At 45.4% G+C, this 16,643-nt stretch carries 13 protein-coding genes and 1 pseudogene; 6 read left to right on the top strand and 8 right to left on the bottom strand.

The window, feature by feature from the left end:
* Positions 1 to 50 precede the first annotated feature (50 nt).
* Together ITJ87_RS00355 and glmM are read left to right on the top strand one after the other, a co-directional pair.
* A complete protein-coding gene (locus tag ITJ87_RS00355; protein ID WP_117600851.1) occupies positions 51 to 653 on the top strand; it encodes a DUF4827 domain-containing protein in 603 nt (200 codons plus the stop codon).
* A gap of 25 nt (positions 654 to 678) precedes the next feature.
* Positions 679 to 2,067, top strand: a complete 1,389-nt coding sequence (gene glmM, locus ITJ87_RS00350; RefSeq protein WP_117600852.1) for a phosphoglucosamine mutase — start codon at positions 679 to 681, stop codon at positions 2,065 to 2,067.
* 77 nt (positions 2,068 to 2,144) lie between these two features.
* Here the strand turns inward: glmM and ITJ87_RS00345 are convergent, their stop codons facing one another.
* Positions 2,145 to 2,648 carry an NUDIX domain-containing protein gene (locus ITJ87_RS00345; RefSeq protein WP_098032152.1) on the bottom strand — a complete coding sequence of 168 codons (504 nt, stop codon included), beginning with the start codon at positions 2,646 to 2,648 and terminating at the stop codon, positions 2,145 to 2,147.
* Positions 2,649 to 2,653: 5 nt separating this feature from the next.
* Positions 2,654 to 3,883, bottom strand: coding sequence for an S-adenosylmethionine:tRNA ribosyltransferase-isomerase (locus tag ITJ87_RS00340; RefSeq protein ID WP_117966711.1), 1,230 nt, complete (start codon positions 3,881 to 3,883; stop codon positions 2,654 to 2,656).
* A 127-nt stretch (positions 3,884 to 4,010) separates the two neighbouring features.
* Here ITJ87_RS00340 and ITJ87_RS00335 point away from each other — a divergent pair, with 127 nt between their 5' ends.
* The 3 genes from ITJ87_RS00335 (at position 4,011) to ITJ87_RS00325 (ending at position 8,292) form a co-directional block, all read left to right on the top strand.
* The gene (locus ITJ87_RS00335) at positions 4,011 to 5,141 is read left to right on the top strand and encodes a DUF2027 domain-containing protein (protein ID WP_117974270.1); all 1,131 of its coding nucleotides are present in this window, start codon (positions 4,011 to 4,013) and stop codon (positions 5,139 to 5,141) included.
* A 235-nt stretch (positions 5,142 to 5,376) separates the two neighbouring features.
* Positions 5,377 to 7,407 (top strand): histidine kinase, encoded by a 2,031-nt coding sequence (locus ITJ87_RS00330; RefSeq protein ID WP_117966717.1) that lies wholly within the window; start codon positions 5,377 to 5,379, stop codon positions 7,405 to 7,407.
* A 132-nt stretch (positions 7,408 to 7,539) separates the two neighbouring features.
* The gene (locus tag ITJ87_RS00325; protein ID WP_117966721.1) at positions 7,540 to 8,292 is read left to right on the top strand and encodes a LytTR family DNA-binding domain-containing protein; all 753 of its coding nucleotides are present in this window, start codon (positions 7,540 to 7,542) and stop codon (positions 8,290 to 8,292) included.
* A gap of 138 nt (positions 8,293 to 8,430) precedes the next feature.
* On the opposite strand, the gene ITJ87_RS00320 is transcribed toward ITJ87_RS00325, so the two are convergent.
* The 6 genes from ITJ87_RS00320 to hemW all read right to left on the bottom strand — a co-directional run bounded on the left by ITJ87_RS00320 (position 8,431) and on the right by hemW (position 15,429).
* Entirely contained in the window at positions 8,431 to 8,784 is a 354-nt protein-coding gene (locus ITJ87_RS00320) for a hypothetical protein (protein ID WP_057097580.1), read from the bottom strand.
* 290 nt (positions 8,785 to 9,074) lie between these two features.
* Positions 9,075 to 10,217, bottom strand: coding sequence for a DUF4249 domain-containing protein (locus tag ITJ87_RS00315; protein ID WP_117966723.1), 1,143 nt, complete (start codon positions 10,215 to 10,217; stop codon positions 9,075 to 9,077).
* 15 nt (positions 10,218 to 10,232) lie between these two features.
* Positions 10,233 to 12,971 carry a TonB-dependent receptor domain-containing protein gene (locus tag ITJ87_RS00310; protein WP_227203967.1) on the bottom strand — a complete coding sequence of 913 codons (2,739 nt, stop codon included), beginning with the start codon at positions 12,969 to 12,971 and terminating at the stop codon, positions 10,233 to 10,235.
* 2 nt (positions 12,972 to 12,973) lie between these two features.
* The gene (locus ITJ87_RS00305; protein WP_117600857.1) at positions 12,974 to 13,492 is read right to left on the bottom strand and encodes a DUF4974 domain-containing protein; all 519 of its coding nucleotides are present in this window, start codon (positions 13,490 to 13,492) and stop codon (positions 12,974 to 12,976) included.
* A 240-nt stretch (positions 13,493 to 13,732) separates the two neighbouring features.
* A complete protein-coding gene (locus ITJ87_RS00300) occupies positions 13,733 to 14,278 on the bottom strand; it encodes an RNA polymerase sigma-70 factor (protein ID WP_009037909.1) in 546 nt (181 codons plus the stop codon).
* A 20-nt stretch (positions 14,279 to 14,298) separates the two neighbouring features.
* The gene (gene hemW, locus ITJ87_RS00295) at positions 14,299 to 15,429 is read right to left on the bottom strand and encodes a radical SAM family heme chaperone HemW (protein WP_117966726.1); all 1,131 of its coding nucleotides are present in this window, start codon (positions 15,427 to 15,429) and stop codon (positions 14,299 to 14,301) included.
* Positions 15,430 to 15,934: 505 nt separating this feature from the next.
* Here hemW and ITJ87_RS00290 point away from each other — a divergent pair.
* Positions 15,935 to 16,596 (top strand): annotated as a pseudogene (locus tag ITJ87_RS00290) (DUF2264 domain-containing protein); the annotation flags it as partial.
* Positions 16,597 to 16,643: the final 47 nt, after the last annotated feature.

Below are 16,643 nucleotides of genomic sequence, written 5' to 3'. Positions count from 1 at the left end.
AACTTTCAAGGAAATCAGATACTTTTGTACGAAATTACTAAATAACAGAAATGAAGAAACTTACTTTATTCTTTTTTGCCTTACTTGCAGTTTGTTTAGCCTTCCAGGCATGCGATAATTCTAAAACTTATGCCGAAATGCTTGAGGAAGAAAAAGATGCCATCAAAGCGTTTATCAAAGACAGTAGTATTGTCGTTATTTCTCAAAGTGAATTCTATGCGCAAGATTCGACAACGGATGTAAGCAGGAATGAGTATGTGCAGCTGGCAAGCGGGGTGTATATGCAGATTGTGGATAAAGGTTCGACGAATCCTGCAGATACAGTTAAACCGAATGATTTGGTTTTGGTGCGTTATGAAGAATATGGATTGATAGAAAAGGCGGTGACTTCATCTAATTTGAATAATCCGACAGTTGTGGATGAATTCAGATATACGGTTACTTCTTCATCTATAGCCGGACTTTTTACACAAGGATATATGCTTGCATATTATGGATCGTCCGTGCCTGCCGGTTGGTTGGTCGCTTTGAATTATGTACGTGATGGGGCGCATGTGAAACTGATTGTACCATCTAAGATGGGGCAACAGACTGCCATGCAACAAGTGTATCCTTATTATTACGATATACATAAATTCCAAATTTGGAACTAACCTATAAATTTTAAATCATTAACCTATGACTCTAATCAAATCTATTTCTGGAATCCGCGGAACCATTGGCGGTGGTGCCGGCGAGGGATTGAATCCGCTCGACATTGTGAAGTTCACTTCAGCTTATGCTACCCTGATTCGTAAGACGTGTACTGTAAAAAGTAACAAAATCGTGGTAGGGCGTGATGCCCGCATCTCTGGCGAGATGGTCAAGAACGTAGTAGTCGGTACCTTGATGGGTATGGGCTGGGATGTAGTGGACATTGATTTGGCTTCTACTCCGACTACCGAGCTGGCTGTAACCATGGAAGGTGCCAGTGGAGGTATTATCCTGACTGCCTCACACAATCCCAAGCAGTGGAATGCGTTGAAACTGTTGAATGAAAAGGGCGAATTTCTGAACGCTGCCGAAGGTCAGGAAGTACTCCGCATTGCAGCTGCCGAAGAATTCGATTATGCCGAAGTGGACCAACTCGGCTCGTACCGTCAGGATTTAAGCTACAACCAGAAACATATCGACAGCGTATTGGCGCTTGACCTTGTAGACGTGGAAGCTATCCGAAAGGCAAACTTCCGTGTAGCCATCGATTGTGTAAACTCTGTAGGTGGTATTATTCTGCCGCAACTACTTGAACAACTTGGTGTTCAGCACGTAGAGAAGCTCTATTGCGAACCGACCGGTAACTTCCAGCATAATCCCGAGCCTCTGGAAAAGAACTTGGGTGACATCATGAACCTGATGAAAGGAGGGAAGGCAGATGTTGCATTTGTTGTAGACCCTGATGTAGACCGCCTGGCAATGATTTGCGAAGACGGCAAGATGTACGGTGAAGAATATACACTGGTTACTGTTGCCGACTACGTATTGAAACATACTCCGGGCAATACGGTATCCAATTTGAGTTCGACCCGTGCCTTGCGCGATGTAACTCGCAAGTATGGGCAAGGATATTACGCTTCCGCCGTAGGTGAAGTGAATGTAACTACCAAAATGAAGGAGGTAGGTGCCGTTATCGGTGGCGAAGGAAACGGTGGGGTAATTTATCCGGCCAGCCACTATGGACGTGATGCCTTGGTAGGTATTGCCTTGTTCTTGAGCCATCTGGCACACGAAGGCAAGAAGGTGAGCGAACTCCGTGCATCCTATCCTGCATACTTCATGGCAAAGAATCGTGTAGACTTGACTCCTGAAACAGATGTAGATGCTATTCTTGCCAAGGTGAAGGAGCTGTATAAGAATGAAGAAATCAATGATATAGACGGTGTGAAGATTGACTTCCCCGACAAATGGGTTCATCTGCGTAAAAGCAATACGGAACCGATTATCCGCGTTTATAGTGAGGCCGGTACACCAGAAGCTGCCGAGGAAATCGGTCAGCAGATTATGAAGGTGATTGAAGACCTGGCAAAATAAGACTGATTGTAATGACTGTTATATGTCCCACTTTTCTTTTGGAGAGTGGGACTTTTTTTAGGGAGTATTTATTGCTGCTACAATTCGATGACTTTCTCTATCTCTTCTTCAAAGTTTGGAGTAAAGACTTCCTTGCCTATGCTTTTTTTGATTTCATCAATGCTCCAGAAACGTCCTCCGTCCAGCTCGTCACTGGGATGTATTTCACCGTCGTAGACCGTTTTGTGTACGAAGACCAGTTCCTTTTCGCGGGCAGACTCGAAGACATAATGCAAGACGGTTTCGGGAACAAAGTCGGTAATGCCGAGTTCTTCGCGTACCTCGCGTTTCAGCGCCATCTCTACACTTTCACCTAAATCGACGTGTCCGCCTACGGAGGTGTCCCACTTCCCCGGTTGTATGTCTTTCCATTCGGGACGTTTCTGCAGATACAGCTCACCTTTGGAATTGAATACATGAAGATGGATTACCGGATGCAGCAGTTTGCTACCGTTATGGCATTCGCCACGGGTGGCGGCACCTATGATGTTGCCTTGTTCGTCGACAAGGGGGAACATCTCTTGATTGTTATCGTGGTTCATTGTGTTTAGGGTATTAATAATGATGAATCTCCATAGCTCAGAAAGCGGAAATCATGTGCCAGTGCATAGTTATAAATCTTCTGCCAGTCGCCGTGTACGAAAGCTGATACGAGCAGCAGCAAGGTGCTTTGCGGTTGGTGGAAATTAGTCACCATAGCCTTCACGATTTTGTATTCATATCCCGGGGCGATGATGATTTGAGTGCTGGTATGCAGAGTCTCCATACTATGCTTGTCAAGATAGGCGACAATGGCTTGCAGGGCTTCTACTGCAGGGGTGGTGGCAGCCTTGGCAGACATTTCATAAGGTTGCCATTGGTGGACGTGCAAGTCTTCCTCCGTGGCTTCGGGATTATTCAGTAAGGTGGCTCCGATGTGATAAAGGCTTTCCAATGTGCGCACCGAAGTTGTCCCTACGGCCACTGCCTTGCCGTCGTGCGCTATGAGTTTTTCCAATGTGTTGCGCGAGACGGAGATGTATTCCGTATGCATTTCATGCCCTTCTATTTCTTCACTTTTCACCGGTTTGAAGGTTCCGGCTCCCACATGGAGTGTCAGTTCTTCCAATTCTACTCCTTTATTGCGCAATGCGTCCAATACGCGTGGGGTGAAATGCAGTCCCGCTGTAGGGGCAGCCACCGAACCTTTGATTTTGGAATAGACAGTCTGGTAAGTCTCCTTGTCACTTTCCTGGGTTTCCCGGTTCAAGTAGGGAGGGATGGGCAATTCACCGAAGACCTCGAGAATGTCGGCAAAAGTCACTTCCGGATTATTCCAGCGGAAGTTTACCCAATGGCTGGTTCCGTGGCATTCGCCCCGTTCGGCGGTCAGGGTGAGTGGTTTGCCTTTCACGGTCATCTCACGTCTCAGCATGCCTTCTTTCCATTTTTTCAGGTTGCCGACCATGCAGAGCCAAGCGGTATGCTCGGTTTGCTGGAAGTTGAGGGCATAGTCGTTCGGCTGTATAGGTTCTAGGCAGAATACTTCAATCAGTGCTCCCGTTTCTTTCCGGAAATGCAGGCGTGCTTGGATGACTTTGGTATTGTTGAATATCATCAGGCTTCCCGATGGCAGATACTCCGGCAGTGAAGTGAATCTGTCTTCTGAAACTTCTCCGTGGCGATACAATAACAGTTTGGACTGGTCACGTACGGACAATGGGAACTTTGCAATGCGTTCGTCCGGCAATGGGTAGTTGAATTCGCTGATTCTGATATGTCTGGGGTCTTCTTTCATGATGGCTTTCTCTTTATTATATCGGCTGCAAAGGTACGGATATTTGGGAAGATTTGAAGAATAAGGGAAATAATTCCTAACTTTGCAGGAAGAAAGTAGGAAAAGACAAACTAAAAGATACGTTACTATGAAGATAGGAGATAAAGTTCGTTTCCTCAGCGAAGTTGGGGGTGGTGTTGTGACAGGATTTCAAGGGAAAAACATCGTGTTGGTGGAAGATGCCGACGGTTTTGACATACCGATGCCCATAAACGAATGTGTGGTGATAGAGACCGATGATTATAATATCCCCACTCCGGCAGCCAAAGCGGCTGCCAAGAAGAAGCGGGAAGAAGAGCAACAATTGCGTACGACTGCTACTGCGGCAAGGCCGTCTGCTATGGAGTCTCAGGTTTCAGAGCCTCAAACGGTCCGTTTGGAGAAACCGCAGATATCTGTTTATCGTCAGCCCGAGATGAAAGGCGGAGATATCCTGAATGTTTTTCTGGCTTTTGTTCCGGAGGATATCAAGGCTGTCAGCACTACACCTTTCGAGGCATATTTGGTGAACGACAGTAATTATTATATGTATTATACCTATTCGAGTGCTGAAGGAAAGTCCTGGACAGTCCGTTCGCATGGTTTGATAGAGCCGAATACGAAACTTCTGCTGGAGGAGTTCGAAAAGTCCGAGTTGAACGACCGTGAACGTGTGATGGTACAGCTGGTGGCATTCAAAGATAACCGTGCGTTCACAATGAAACCGGCTGTCAGTGTGGAAGTCCGCATAGATATGGTAAAGTTCTATAAACTGCATACATTCCAGCAGACGGTTTTCTTTGAAACACCGGCCTTGGGGTATGATATTGTCCGGAATGACCAGCCTGCCAAGCAGGTGTATGTTTCGGCAGAGGAACTGAAGGAGGCTTTGATACAGAAAAAAACGGCAGATACTCCATCCAAACCGCAGACGGTCATCAAGCGTGGGGGCAAGAATGGGATTGTCGAGATTGACCTGCATATCGGCGAGTTGCTGGATGACACCTGCGGCATGAGCAACAGTGAAATATTGAATTACCAACTGGACAAGTTTCGTGAAGTGATGGAACAATACAAGAAAAAGCGCGAACAACGCATCGTCTTTATTCATGGCAAGGGGGATGGTGTACTTCGTAAAGCGCTATTGGATGAGTTGAAACGTAAATATTCCAATTGCCGCCACCAGGATGCTTCGTTCCAGGAGTATGGATTTGGGGCGACGATGGTGACGATTAAATAAAATCAAGTATTTGAATAGTGAATAGGGCAGTTCAAACGTTGGAATGCCCTATTCATTATTTTTGATGGCTTATATAGCTAAATATTGTACTATGATGTGATTTTTTGTTTCGTTTTAATAAAGCGGTAACGTATGCTCTTTTATGGCTGAGAAATACGCCTTATACTTGACGGCATTTCGCAAAAATATTTTAAGTTTGCAGATGTATTGAATAAATAATCTAATTACGGGAAACATGGGAGAGAGGGTGGATAAGCGAATTCGATTTTACATTTATTGGATATTAGGGCTTGTGTTTCTAGGGGCTTGTGCGCCCGGAGATAAAGAGGACGTATACACAGAGATGAGAGCTTTTGAGGATTTTTCCCGTATAAATGGAGATTCTGTGGCCATTGTGCCCCGCAAGGTAAGGTTGAAGGCTCTTCAAAAGATGGAAGAGGCAAAGGACAGCTTGGTCAAGTATAATTATTTGGCAATGACACTGAAAACATATTTGATTACTTCGCAACTTGATTCGGCGCAAATCGTAATCCAACAGATACATGCCTTTATAGAAAGGCAGCATAGTTCCTCTCAAATGGCAGATTTGGAATCCGAATGTTTCAATATGAAGGGAAATATCTTTGCACGTATTGGGAATATGGATTCTGCCGAAATTTGCTTCCGGAAGGCTTATGAATTACGGATGAGAGGGACTAGGATTGAAGTGGTGCCAGATATTTTGATGAATCTTGCTGATGCGAATAACCGTTTAGGAAAATTGGATATAGGGGCAGCTTGGTATAGGAGAGCTTTGTTGATGTGTGACTCTTTGCATATAGCTTCTACCAAGAAACCTCCCATTTATTATGGTTTGGCACAAGTATATGTTACCATGCGTGATTTCGAACAGTGTGATTACTATTATAATCTGGCAGGGGAAAGCTATGACAGTATGCTGCCTTATGAAAAATATATTTATTTGAATAATAGAGGGACTTCTTACTATTATAGGGAGGATTACCAGACAGCGATAAAATATTTCCAAAAGGTTATTGATTTAGTCGAAGGATATGATGATATGAGTTTTGAACTTAATCTGGGGAGGTTGAATTTAGGAGACTGTTATCTTCAACTGAATATGGTTGATTTGGCTGTTAAATATATAAATGAATGCCAACCTTTTTTTGAGGAAATGGGGGTGAGTACTGCACTATATTATATCGATACGCAGAAAATAGAATTAGCCCTGCTTCAGAAAGACTTTCAAGAAGCACGCCGTTTATTGTCCGAGAGTGTAGTTCCTCCGGGCATCGACCCTGATATGGTACATATCCGTAATAAATACCTTCAGCAGTTTTACGAGGAAACCGGCAACTACAAGAGGGCTTATCACTATCTGCAGAGGAACAACCTGCTTGATGATTCTATCAGGAATGAGCGTGTCCGGATGCGTACGGCAGACTTGACTTTGCGTTATCAGCAGGATTCTACCTTGATGGCACATCGGGTTTTGCTTCAGGAGCAGAAAAACGAGGTGCTGGTGCTGAGGCAGACACAGTTTGTCGTGTTTGCTGTAGCTGTTGTATCTATATTGACGGCGGTTTTTCTTTATCTGTACAGCAAAAAGAAACGTGCTTTGTTGCTTGCACGGAATCATCGCACAGTCTCTACACTTCGTCTGGAGAATATCCGTAACCGCTTGTCCCCTCATTTCATCTTCAATGTGCTGAACAGGGAGATGGCGGAGCGGAATGTAGAAGAAAAGCAAGAGCTTTCGTCGCTGGTAAGACTGATGCGTCGCAATCTGGAATTGGCGGAACAACTGTGTGTAACCTTGGCAGAGGAGCTGGATTTTGTGAAAACATATATTAATCTGGAACGCCGTTCTTTAGGTCCGGATTTTCATTCGGAACTGAAGATAGAAAAGGATGTGCAGCCGGAGCAAATAAGGATTCCGTCTATGATGATTCAAATTCCGGTTGAAAATGCAGTGAAGCATGCGTTGCGCGAGAAGGAAGGTGAACGTAATCTTTGGGTTTCGGTCTGTCGCCGGGGAAACGGTATCTGTATAAAGATAACGGATAATGGTGGCGGTTATCGTCCAGACAGTCGGAACCGGGGCACGGGGACGGGAATGAAAGTCATTATGCAGACCATTCAGATTCTCAACAATAAGAATAAGGAGGCCATTGATGTTTCAGTGCACAATGTCTCTCTACAGAGTGGTGAGATGGGATGTGAGGTGACTTTCTGGTTGCCAGACAACTACGATTACAGGATTTAAAAGAACCGTTTAATCTCGTTTTTTGCAAGGATAGGCATATTTACGGATAAATAGTCCGTAAATGGCTTCTTGTTGCTTTGTATGGGAGCAGGATTATGTATATATTCGCGAAAAGAAAAACATAAAAGAAACATGGATAAATATAAGGTTGCAATAGTTGACGACGATGAGGTGGCTCTTGAGAATCTGAGTTTTGAATTGGGAAAGGATGTACGCTTTTCTTTGAAGGGAACTGCCCGTAATGGCAAGCAAGGGAAAAAACTCATTGCCAAGGTACAGCCGGATTTGTTGTTCTTGGATGTGGAAATGCCGGATATGACAGGAATGGAACTACTGCAGGAAATACGTGGCAGTGTTTCATGGAACATGCGGATTGTTTTCTATACGGCTTATGATAAGTATATGGTTCAGGCTATCCGGGAGGCTGCGTTCGACTATCTGTTGAAACCTTTTGAAGAGCAGGAGTTTCGGGATATTCTTGCACGTTTTGTAGAGCAGGCAGAAGCTGGGCAGAGAATGTCATATCCCATTGGTGCGCCGTTGCATACCGGACAGACATTTATCGTATTTACGCCAACCAATGATATGCGTGCATTGCGTCCGGCTGAAATCGGTTTTTTTCGCTATTGCTCCGAGCGTAAACAGTGGGAGGTGATACTAAACAACCAGCCGCCATTGGTGCTGCGTCGCGGAATGACTGCTGAGCAGATTACTCAATATTCATCCAGTTTCGTGCAGATACATCAATCGTATATTATCAATATTGATTATCTGATGATTATAAAGGATAGCAAATGTATGCTTTATCCACCATTTGACAAAGTGACGGAACTGCTGGTTTCCAGAAAGTATAAGAAAGAACTGCAAGACAGATTCTGCTTGTAAAGTGATAAGAATTATTTGGTTAGGGAGTTGACGCCGCAGACTTTGGTGGCGTTGACGTAAAGAAAAGGCATTGAACCTTTAAAGTCCAATGCCTTTTTATTTATCAAATACAATTTTCGTATTCATCAGAAGCGAAGCTTATTTCACTTCGATACCTTTGTTCTGCAGTGTGACATTTAATACTCTGGCATAATCGGCATACTGCTTTTCATTCAGAGTCTTTTTCATCAACTTCAGATTACCATAAACTGCATTACGGAGTAACTTCTCCTGATTCTTCTTGGAATTTGTAGCGCGTTCCATCTGTTCTGTAAAATATTCGCAGATGTTTGCCACTTCTTCATGCTGGTTGGAATCCAGATTCAAATACTTGCTCAACTTTGTTATGTTGATGTTACCTTCCCATTTTGCAGTTGTAGGCTGGTTTTCTGCTGCAAATGTTGTAGCAGTCAGGCAGACTGCTGCCACTAATGTTAATCCTAAACGTTTCATAATACCTACTTTTTAATTGTTATTCCTAAAAACTAATTTCAATCTAATACCTATTGAAAACTCTCTAAGCGCTTAGCTTTTTCTTTTACCTATGCAAATGTAGGTATATGTTTTATAACACAAAAATGAATAAGGGAAAAAGTGTAGTTTATACCTTCATTTCTTGACTTAAATCAATTTTATAGTGTGAAAATGCTTTGTTTAGATGCTTTTTGTAATACGAATGTAATGTGGACTAACTGAATTTATATTTGTAGTAATGGATAAAAGGATTTTTATTAGTCAAAATGTTATTGCCAAATAGTTTCGGGTAATTCTATGATTACTCTGCTTTCAGAGCAGACTCCCACAAAGCCTAATCCGCCTATGACGTTGCAAGGCAGACTGATAGGTTCCATTAAAGCATCGTCGTAATCCCCATCATCCAGGCAGTTTAAGGCTTTTAGATAGCGGTATTCGGCTTCAGTGATGCTAAGCAACCGTACGGTGATGGTTTGTTTGCGGGATATATGGTCGTAGTAGTGTCCCTCTATCGGATAATAATCTTGGTAGAGAGGGGTGTATACTTTCAATGTGGCATAAGAGTTACGGAAAGTGTTATCATTGAATATGTTGTATTTGTTATTTATGGTGGGAAACAATTCATTTTCTTCATCATCATAGTTGCTGGGGTGGCCGTCAGTCAGTATAACATCTTCCCGGTTGATGATTTCGTTCTGCCGGGGAGCAAGGATGGTAGTGTCTCTAGGTATGGAGGCCCAATGCCAAGAGCCGTCCTCGTCTTCCACTTTGATGAGGCTGCCGTTTTCATCCTCCAGATATTCTTTCCATTTGCAATAGTAACTACGGTCATTCCAAATGTCCAGCCGGTAGTAGTTCTTCTCGTTGGGGCGGTCTTGCAATGTAATTTTGTATTGGCGGTAAAGGTTTTTCCCGCTGTACTCGCGCAGGTAGGCCAGGCAAGTATCCACGTGCAGGCTCTCTATCGGTTGTGGCACGGTGACCTCGGCACTGGCATGGTATTTCCCGTTTTCGGCAGTGGCTTCCAGACGTATGTTGTCGCCGGGATGTAGTGTGCTGGTCAGACGATATTTCTTGAAACGTATACTTTTCAGTAATGATTCATAAATGTCCTTATCAAGTTCTCCTTCCAGATGCCCATAAATTTCTTCCGGGGAAACCGCTTTCGGAGTTTCTGCTATTTTGCCATTGATGTAGAGGGAAAGAGTTGCTTCGTTCAAATGTTCAATGCTATAGCCCTCGCCTAAGTGGAGATAGACATCATTCTCAGCTTGTCCGGTTTCGAGCAAGGCGTTCATGATGATTTGCGGATCTTGTTGTCCGGGATTGTAAGGAATTTCGTTTTCGCAGGCTGTTAGGAAGCTTACAATAGTTATATATATAATAAGGTGTAATTTCATTTTTGTTTTCATATGCCGGATTTGTTTTTAAAATCTATAAGTATAGGTAACAGAAGGAATACAAGGCAGTATTGTTATTTTCTTGATGACAGTTTGAGCTTTCTTCTGTCCGGTATTTCCATGATAAATACTTTCGTAGAAATCATCGTAGTATACGTTGTATCTATTTTGGTATTTGCTGTAAACGATATTCGGATTCATGGCATTGTATGCATTGTAGATACTGATATTCCAGGTACGAATACCATGTTTGGTCTTCTTGTTGAAGTTGACGCCGAGATTCAAACGATGGCTGGCGGGAAGGCGGTAATTGTTACGCCGGGAGATGTAGCCGGTTTCCTCAATAGAGCCATCGGGTTTGATGATGATTGTTGCCTTTTCGGGGATAGTGATACATCCACCGGTATTGAATATCCAGGAAGCTCCTGCATCAATGCGGTCACTGAACTTATGGCTGAGATTGAGGCTGATGCTGTGGCGGCGGTCATATTTGTAGGGGAACCATCGGCCTTGGTTGATGGTACCGTTCTTAAAACGGTGATCGGTCTTGGATAGGGTATATGCCAGCCAGCCGGTAGTCTTGCCCAATGTTTTCTGTGCCATCAGTTCCAGACCGAAGGAGCGGCCTTCGCCCGTTTCTACTTTTTCCTCCCAGTTGGTAGAGGTGCCGAAGAAGGATACACCGTCTTGATATTCAAGTATGTGTTTCATCTGTTTATAATATCCCTCGACGGAGAACTCCCAACCCGGCAGTCCGGAATAGTAGCCTCCTATGGAGAACTGGTTGGCATACATCGGACTGATGTCTTTGGTAATGGGTACCCAGAGGTCGGTAGGCATAGACAGCGGAGTAGAGGACAGCAGATGCACATACTGTGCCATGCACGTATAGGATGCTTTGGCAGAATATCCTTGTCCGAGGTCATAGCGGGCGGAAAGGCGGGGCTGCAACGAATAGTAGCTTTTCCCTTGTGTGTGGAACAGCGATGTGCGTACACCTGCATTCAGACTGAGCCTGGCGTTTACATTGAAATTGTCTTCGGCGTAAAGGGAGATTTCTTGTCCGCGCATGGCATGGCTGTTGCTGGTATTGTAAACCGTATCTTCCTGGAGGGCGCCATTATCTATATCTTGTATTTTCGAGGTAGCTATTCCCGGACGGAACGTATGGTGGATGTACTCTGCACCGAACTTGATGTGGTGCTGCGGCATGGGGGTGTAGTCAAAGTCCATACGCGCACTCCAGTCACGGATACCGGAGTTGAACTTGGAGGAGTAATAGTATCTGTCTTGTACTTTATTGGCGACAGTATAGGTATCTTCTATGTTTCCGTCCAGCCCCATCTCATATTTGTTGTATGAGACGGTGGTGTTGCAAAACAGCTTGCTGTTGAATACATAGTTCCAGCGGCCGTAGGCGATGGTGTTTCCCCAATTCAGATGGCTGTTGTCCTTGGAATAATTCTTAATGCTGTTGTCGTAATTGTCACCGTGGTAATCACTGTCATAATGATAGTGGTCTTTCCCCTTGTAGAAACTGAGGAAGATGCGGCTACGGTCGCTGAACTTATGATTGACCTTTGCATTGACGTCGTAAAAATAGTAGTTGTATTTGTCGGAATAGGTGTCGTCTTTGTCTACAATGAGATTTTTGAAGAATAGGGTGGGGATGGCTCGTGCGCTGAAACTGAAGGAGGTCCGTTCTTTCCAGATAGGGCCTTCGATATGCAGTTTGTCCGTCAACAGGCCTATGCTGAATGCGCCGTGGTATTTATGCATGTCTCCGTCGTTGGTCCGTACATCTACTATAGACGAAAGACGCCCGCCGTAGCGGGCAGGAAAAGAACTTTTGAAGAGTGTGGTGTTCTTTACCGCTTCGGGCGTAAAGATGGAGAATACTCCCAACAGGTGGTCTGCGTTGTAAACTGGAATTCCGTCCAGCATAACCAGGTTTTGGTCGGGACCTCCCCCTCGCACATACATGCCAGCAAAACCTTCCATGCCGGCTTGCACACCCGGCATCAGCTGAATGGTCTTCAGCAGGTCGGCTTCTCCCAATATGGACGGGGTATGCCTGATTTGTGTCATCGGTATCTCATGCGCTCCCATGGCTGTGCTTTCTATGCCGGCCTCCCGCTTGTCCGAGAGCACTACGACCTCTGCCAGCTGGTTATTACTGTCCAATCTGACGTTGAGCAAGGTGTCTTTCGTCAGCTCGAACCGGCTATGCCGGCTTTCGTAGCCCAGGTAGGAGAAAACCAGTTCCGTTTCCCCTTCCGGCAAGGTGAGGGAATAGAAACCGAAAGGATTGGTGGCAGTACCTGTGGAACGACGACTCTCAAGGATATTGGCACCAATCAGCGTCTCGGAAGACGCTCCGTCGGTCACGTATCCGCTGATGGTGAACTTACGGCTAACGGGTTTCTGCGGCACGGGCCGCTTATGGAGTAGAATGTGCTTTCCGGATATTTCGAACGTGATGGGTTCGTTTTCAAAGGCACGTTGCAATATCTCACTGATGTTCTTTTGTTTCATCTCCAGTGTGATGCGGTGCGTGAGCTTTACTTCTTCCCCATAGATGAAGGAGAATCCGGTTGCATTTTCCAGTTGCTTCACGAAACTCTCTAAAGTTGCGTTACGGATATTCAGGTTTATACGTGTTTCCTTGTTTTGTGCTGGTGCATGGAGTGAGGAGCTTAAAAGAACCACACACATCAGAAGTACGGTTCTGATGCGGTGGTGCGAACAGATAGTAGAGCTGGTCATTGTCAGTTAAGTTTAGTAGTAAGGATAATGGTGTTGTTTTCTTTTTTATAGGTAAAGTTACCGGCTTCCTTCAGTAGGTCGAGGATTTCTGTAAGACTCTCCCCTTCGCGGAAGGTAGCTGTCATGTGATAGTTCTTCAGGCTGTCTCCTTCGATACGTATATCGGTACGGAACGTTTCGGAAAGTTGACGAACGATTTCCTGCAAGGGTTGCTGATCGAATGTCAGTACGCTATGGATTACTTGGGTTTCCTCGGTAGTATGTACGGCTTCTGTGGGAATGGCTTCCCGTTGCGGTGCTACGTATAAGAACTGATAGGCTGCCCAGCTCGTTACACAGAGCAGGACTACGGCTGCGGCACTGGCTGTACGCATCCAGAACCGCTTCATGCTGCGGCGCTTTAACAAACGGCTTTCCAGCAGCTTCCAGCTGTTTTCTGCCGTAAAGCGTCCTCGTGGGGAACGGGTAGAAGCAACCAGTTTGTTCAGTACCTTGTCGAAATTCTCGTTATTCACTTTCATTTTTGGCAATTTATTAAGAGCCTATGACTCCTTTCCTGCATGTAAAGACAGCTGCTTTTCAGGAATTCCCTATGCCTATATCCTGAAATAATGTTAATCTAAAGCTCTTTGTCCGTGAAAGTCCGTCCAGCTTACGTGTGACTTCCTTGCTTCTCTGTTTCAATCAATAGGGAAAGTCTGCATGAGATGTGCATCTCATACATACATACGCGGCTTCTTGCGAGGAAGATAAAGCAGAGTTCACTCCGTCAGCAATGCTTCCTTGAGTCTTGTGAGTGCTTTTTGCAGTTGCGCGTCTACTGTCTTAGTGCTGATGTTCAGCTCCTCCGCCACTTGTGCATAGCTTTGTTTCTCTTCGCGCAGGCGGATGAATACTTCACGGCAACGCTCCGGCAGGCGGTCGAGCGCCTTGACATATCGGGCAAACAGTTCTTCGCTGATAAGAGTGTCTTCGGGGGAATCGGCTTGGTCTGAAAGTTCGGGAAGCTGTTCGGACGAAAGTGTAGGGTGCCGGTTCTCTTTTTCCAGGTAATTGAGGGAGGCGTTTTTGGTAAGGATAAAGCAGTAATCCTCTATGTTGTTCACTTCCGGCAACCGGGCGCGTTGTTCCCAAAGCTTCATGAAGACGTCGAGCACAATTTCTTGCGCCCACTCTTCGTACTTCACGAAATAGCAGGCAATACGGAACAAACGGTCGTAGCACAGATTGTAGAAACTGTGAAAAGCCCGTTCCGAGTCTTCTTCCTTCATTTGGCGCAAGTAGCGTCTGACTTCTTGTTCGGTCATGCAGTCTCCCGGTTTTGCTGTTAATCAATGAACATCAGGTCGCTTATTATGCCGTCCGAAACAAAGATGCCTTCCCGGGTCAGGCGCAGGCGGTCTGCCTGCATCTCCAGTTTGTGGCTTTGGAGGTATGGAGCCGCTATTTTCATGCAATATTGGCATAATTCCGTGCCGAAGGCTTCTTCCGTATATGTCAGGGAGGCTCCCCACATGGTACGCAGGGAAGTCATGATGTATTCATTGTAACGGGTCACTTTATCCAGGATTTCTGTTTCGGAGGAACGCTGTCCCTCTTCAATGGACTTTATGTATCTTTCCAGAGAAGCTGTGTTCCATTCCCTTGTCTCCGCATTGAAGGAGTGGGCGGAAGGGCCGCAGCCCAAATACGGAATGCCTTTCCAGTAAGCGGTGTTGTGGCGTGAGTACATGCCGGGCTTGCAGAAGTTGGATATTTCATAATGCTCATACCCCGCGGCTCCCAGGGTGTCCATGAGCGCCGAGAAGAAGCGCAGGCTACTCTCTTCATCTACTTCGCTGATGCGGTGGCTTTGCAGCATTTCGTAGATGCGGGTACCTTTTTCGTAAGTCAGATGATAAGCGGAGATATGCTCCACATCAAGGCCGACGGCTTGTTGCAGGTCGCATTCCCACCGTTGGTCTGTTTCATCCGGCAGTCCATAGATAAGGTCGATGCTGATATTCCGGAAGCCGGCTTGGCGGAGGCGGTGTACGGCTGCGATGGCTTGCGTGGCATTATGCCGGCGGTTCAACAGTTTCAGGGTGGGGTCGTCGAATGTCTGTATTCCCATGCTTATGCGGTTGAAGGGGAGGGTACGCAGCATGGACACATATTCTTCCGTCAGGTCGTCGGGATTGGCCTCGAGGGTAATTTCTTCGGCATGTTCTGTTCCATACACCTCTTTGATAGTCCGGAATATCTGCTCGAAATCTTCGTGGGCGAGCTGTGAGGGAGTTCCTCCGCCAAAGTAGATGGTCTCTATCGGTTCTTCCTTCAGATAACCCTTGCGGGTTTTCAGTTCAGTGCACAAGGCATGGATGTACTGCAGCTTCAATTCGCTGCGAGTGGTGGAATAGAAATCGCAATAGATACAGCGTGTCTTGCAAAAAGGTATATGAATATAGATGCCTGCCATGGTATGCTTATGGATATTTATTGCAAAAATAGTCTTTTGGCAGGAGAATATATCGGTTTTCGGGACATTTAATGTAATATGGAAGGAGTCAGTGTCTTGGTGTGTATTCTCAGTTTTGTCTGTAATCCGGAAAAATAGAACATTTTTTGAGTCGTATGGAAATTCATTATTCCGAATAAATTCCTTTTCTTTGTTATCAGAAAAAGGAATAGGTGTCTATTAAAATAATGGGTAATATGTTTGAAGGACTTGACTTTTGGTTTGAACAGATTATAGCTTATTGTATTGCCTTTGTACTGGTGCAGTTCATGCAGAAACAAATATAACGGTAAATACTTTAGTCATTTCCGTCGTGGAATGATTTAATCTTGGGCTTTTTTCTTGTGATTTCTGAGTTTCTGGGGCACTAATGACCGATATTTACCCCTTTTTGAAACAATAGTGCCCCCGAAATTACCGGGGATGGGGTAATTTGCAGTATTGAAAAACAAACTTAAATAATATCATGAGAAAAAGTAACTACTTATGGCTGCTGCTGGTGGCAGTTTTATTGCTGCCCGTTCAGGAAATGGCTGCCAAGAAGAAAAAAGAGAAGGAAGTGACAGACCGCGAACTTTGGGTCGGGGTGTTGTATCAAATGGCTGCTCCGGACTGAGCAATATGAGTGAAGGGAAGCTCTAGGAAAATATGCAGGTGGAGCTTAGCCCCACTTGGGATGGACGCGACAAACGGGTGACCTATATGGAATGCTTCGGCCGTTTGATGGCGGGGTTGGCGCCTTGGTTCTCTTTGCCGGACGATGACACTGCCGAAGGCAAACAGCGCAGGCAACTTCGCGAGTGGGCATTGAAAAGTTATGCGCAGGCGGTAGACCCTGAAAGCCAGGATTACCTGCTTTGGTGGAAAGAGGGGCAGCTGCTGGTCGATGCCGCTTATATTGCTGAAAGCTTCCTGCGAGGATACGATGCTTTGTGGGTGCCTCTGGATAGTTTGACTAAACGGCGTTACATTGAAGAGTTCACCCGGTTGCGCCGTGTGAACCCTCCTTATACCAACTGGCTGCTGTTCTCGTCTACGGTAGAATGCTTCCTGCGCAAGGCTGGGGCTAAGAGTGAGGCTTACCGTATTGTCTCCGCTCTGCGCAAGGTGGAAGAGTGGTATGTAGGTGCCTTGCCCCTGGGCTTGTCCGCTGACCATCCGTTCTGGACAGATGC

The organism is Bacteroides sp. HF-162 (assembly GCF_015679285.1).
GTDB classification, from domain to species: domain Bacteria; phylum Bacteroidota; class Bacteroidia; order Bacteroidales; family Bacteroidaceae; genus Bacteroides; species Bacteroides uniformis.
This window is presented reverse-complemented; position numbering and strand designations above follow the sequence as displayed.

Bases quoted from the DNA above. Each gene is read 5' to 3' on its own strand.
- hemW (WP_117966726.1), bottom strand. From the start codon at position 15,429: ATGGCAGGCATCTATATTCATATACCTTTTTGCAAGACACGCTGTATC.
- ITJ87_RS00325 (WP_117966721.1), top strand. From the start codon at position 7,540: ATGGATAAATATAAGGTTGCAATAGTTGACGACGATGAGGTGGCTCTT.
- ITJ87_RS00345 (WP_098032152.1), bottom strand. From the start codon at position 2,648: ATGAACCACGATAACAATCAAGAGATGTTCCCCCTTGTCGACGAACAA.
- glmM (WP_117600852.1), top strand. From the start codon at position 679: ATGACTCTAATCAAATCTATTTCTGGAATCCGCGGAACCATTGGCGGT.
- ITJ87_RS00300 (WP_009037909.1), bottom strand. From the start codon at position 14,278: ATGACCGAACAAGAAGTCAGACGCTACTTGCGCCAAATGAAGGAAGAA.
- ITJ87_RS00335 (WP_117974270.1), top strand. From the start codon at position 4,011: ATGAAGATAGGAGATAAAGTTCGTTTCCTCAGCGAAGTTGGGGGTGGT.
- ITJ87_RS00310 (WP_227203967.1), bottom strand. From the start codon at position 12,971: ATGACCAGCTCTACTATCTGTTCGCACCACCGCATCAGAACCGTACTT.
- ITJ87_RS00330 (WP_117966717.1), top strand. From the start codon at position 5,377: ATGGGAGAGAGGGTGGATAAGCGAATTCGATTTTACATTTATTGGATA.
- ITJ87_RS00340 (WP_117966711.1), bottom strand. From the start codon at position 3,883: ATGAAAGAAGACCCCAGACATATCAGAATCAGCGAATTCAACTACCCA.
- ITJ87_RS00320 (WP_057097580.1), bottom strand. From the start codon at position 8,784: ATGAAACGTTTAGGATTAACATTAGTGGCAGCAGTCTGCCTGACTGCT.
- ITJ87_RS00305 (WP_117600857.1), bottom strand. From the start codon at position 13,492: ATGAAAGTGAATAACGAGAATTTCGACAAGGTACTGAACAAACTGGTT.
- ITJ87_RS00315 (WP_117966723.1), bottom strand. From the start codon at position 10,217: ATGAAAACAAAAATGAAATTACACCTTATTATATATATAACTATTGTA.
- ITJ87_RS00355 (WP_117600851.1), top strand. From the start codon at position 51: ATGAAGAAACTTACTTTATTCTTTTTTGCCTTACTTGCAGTTTGTTTA.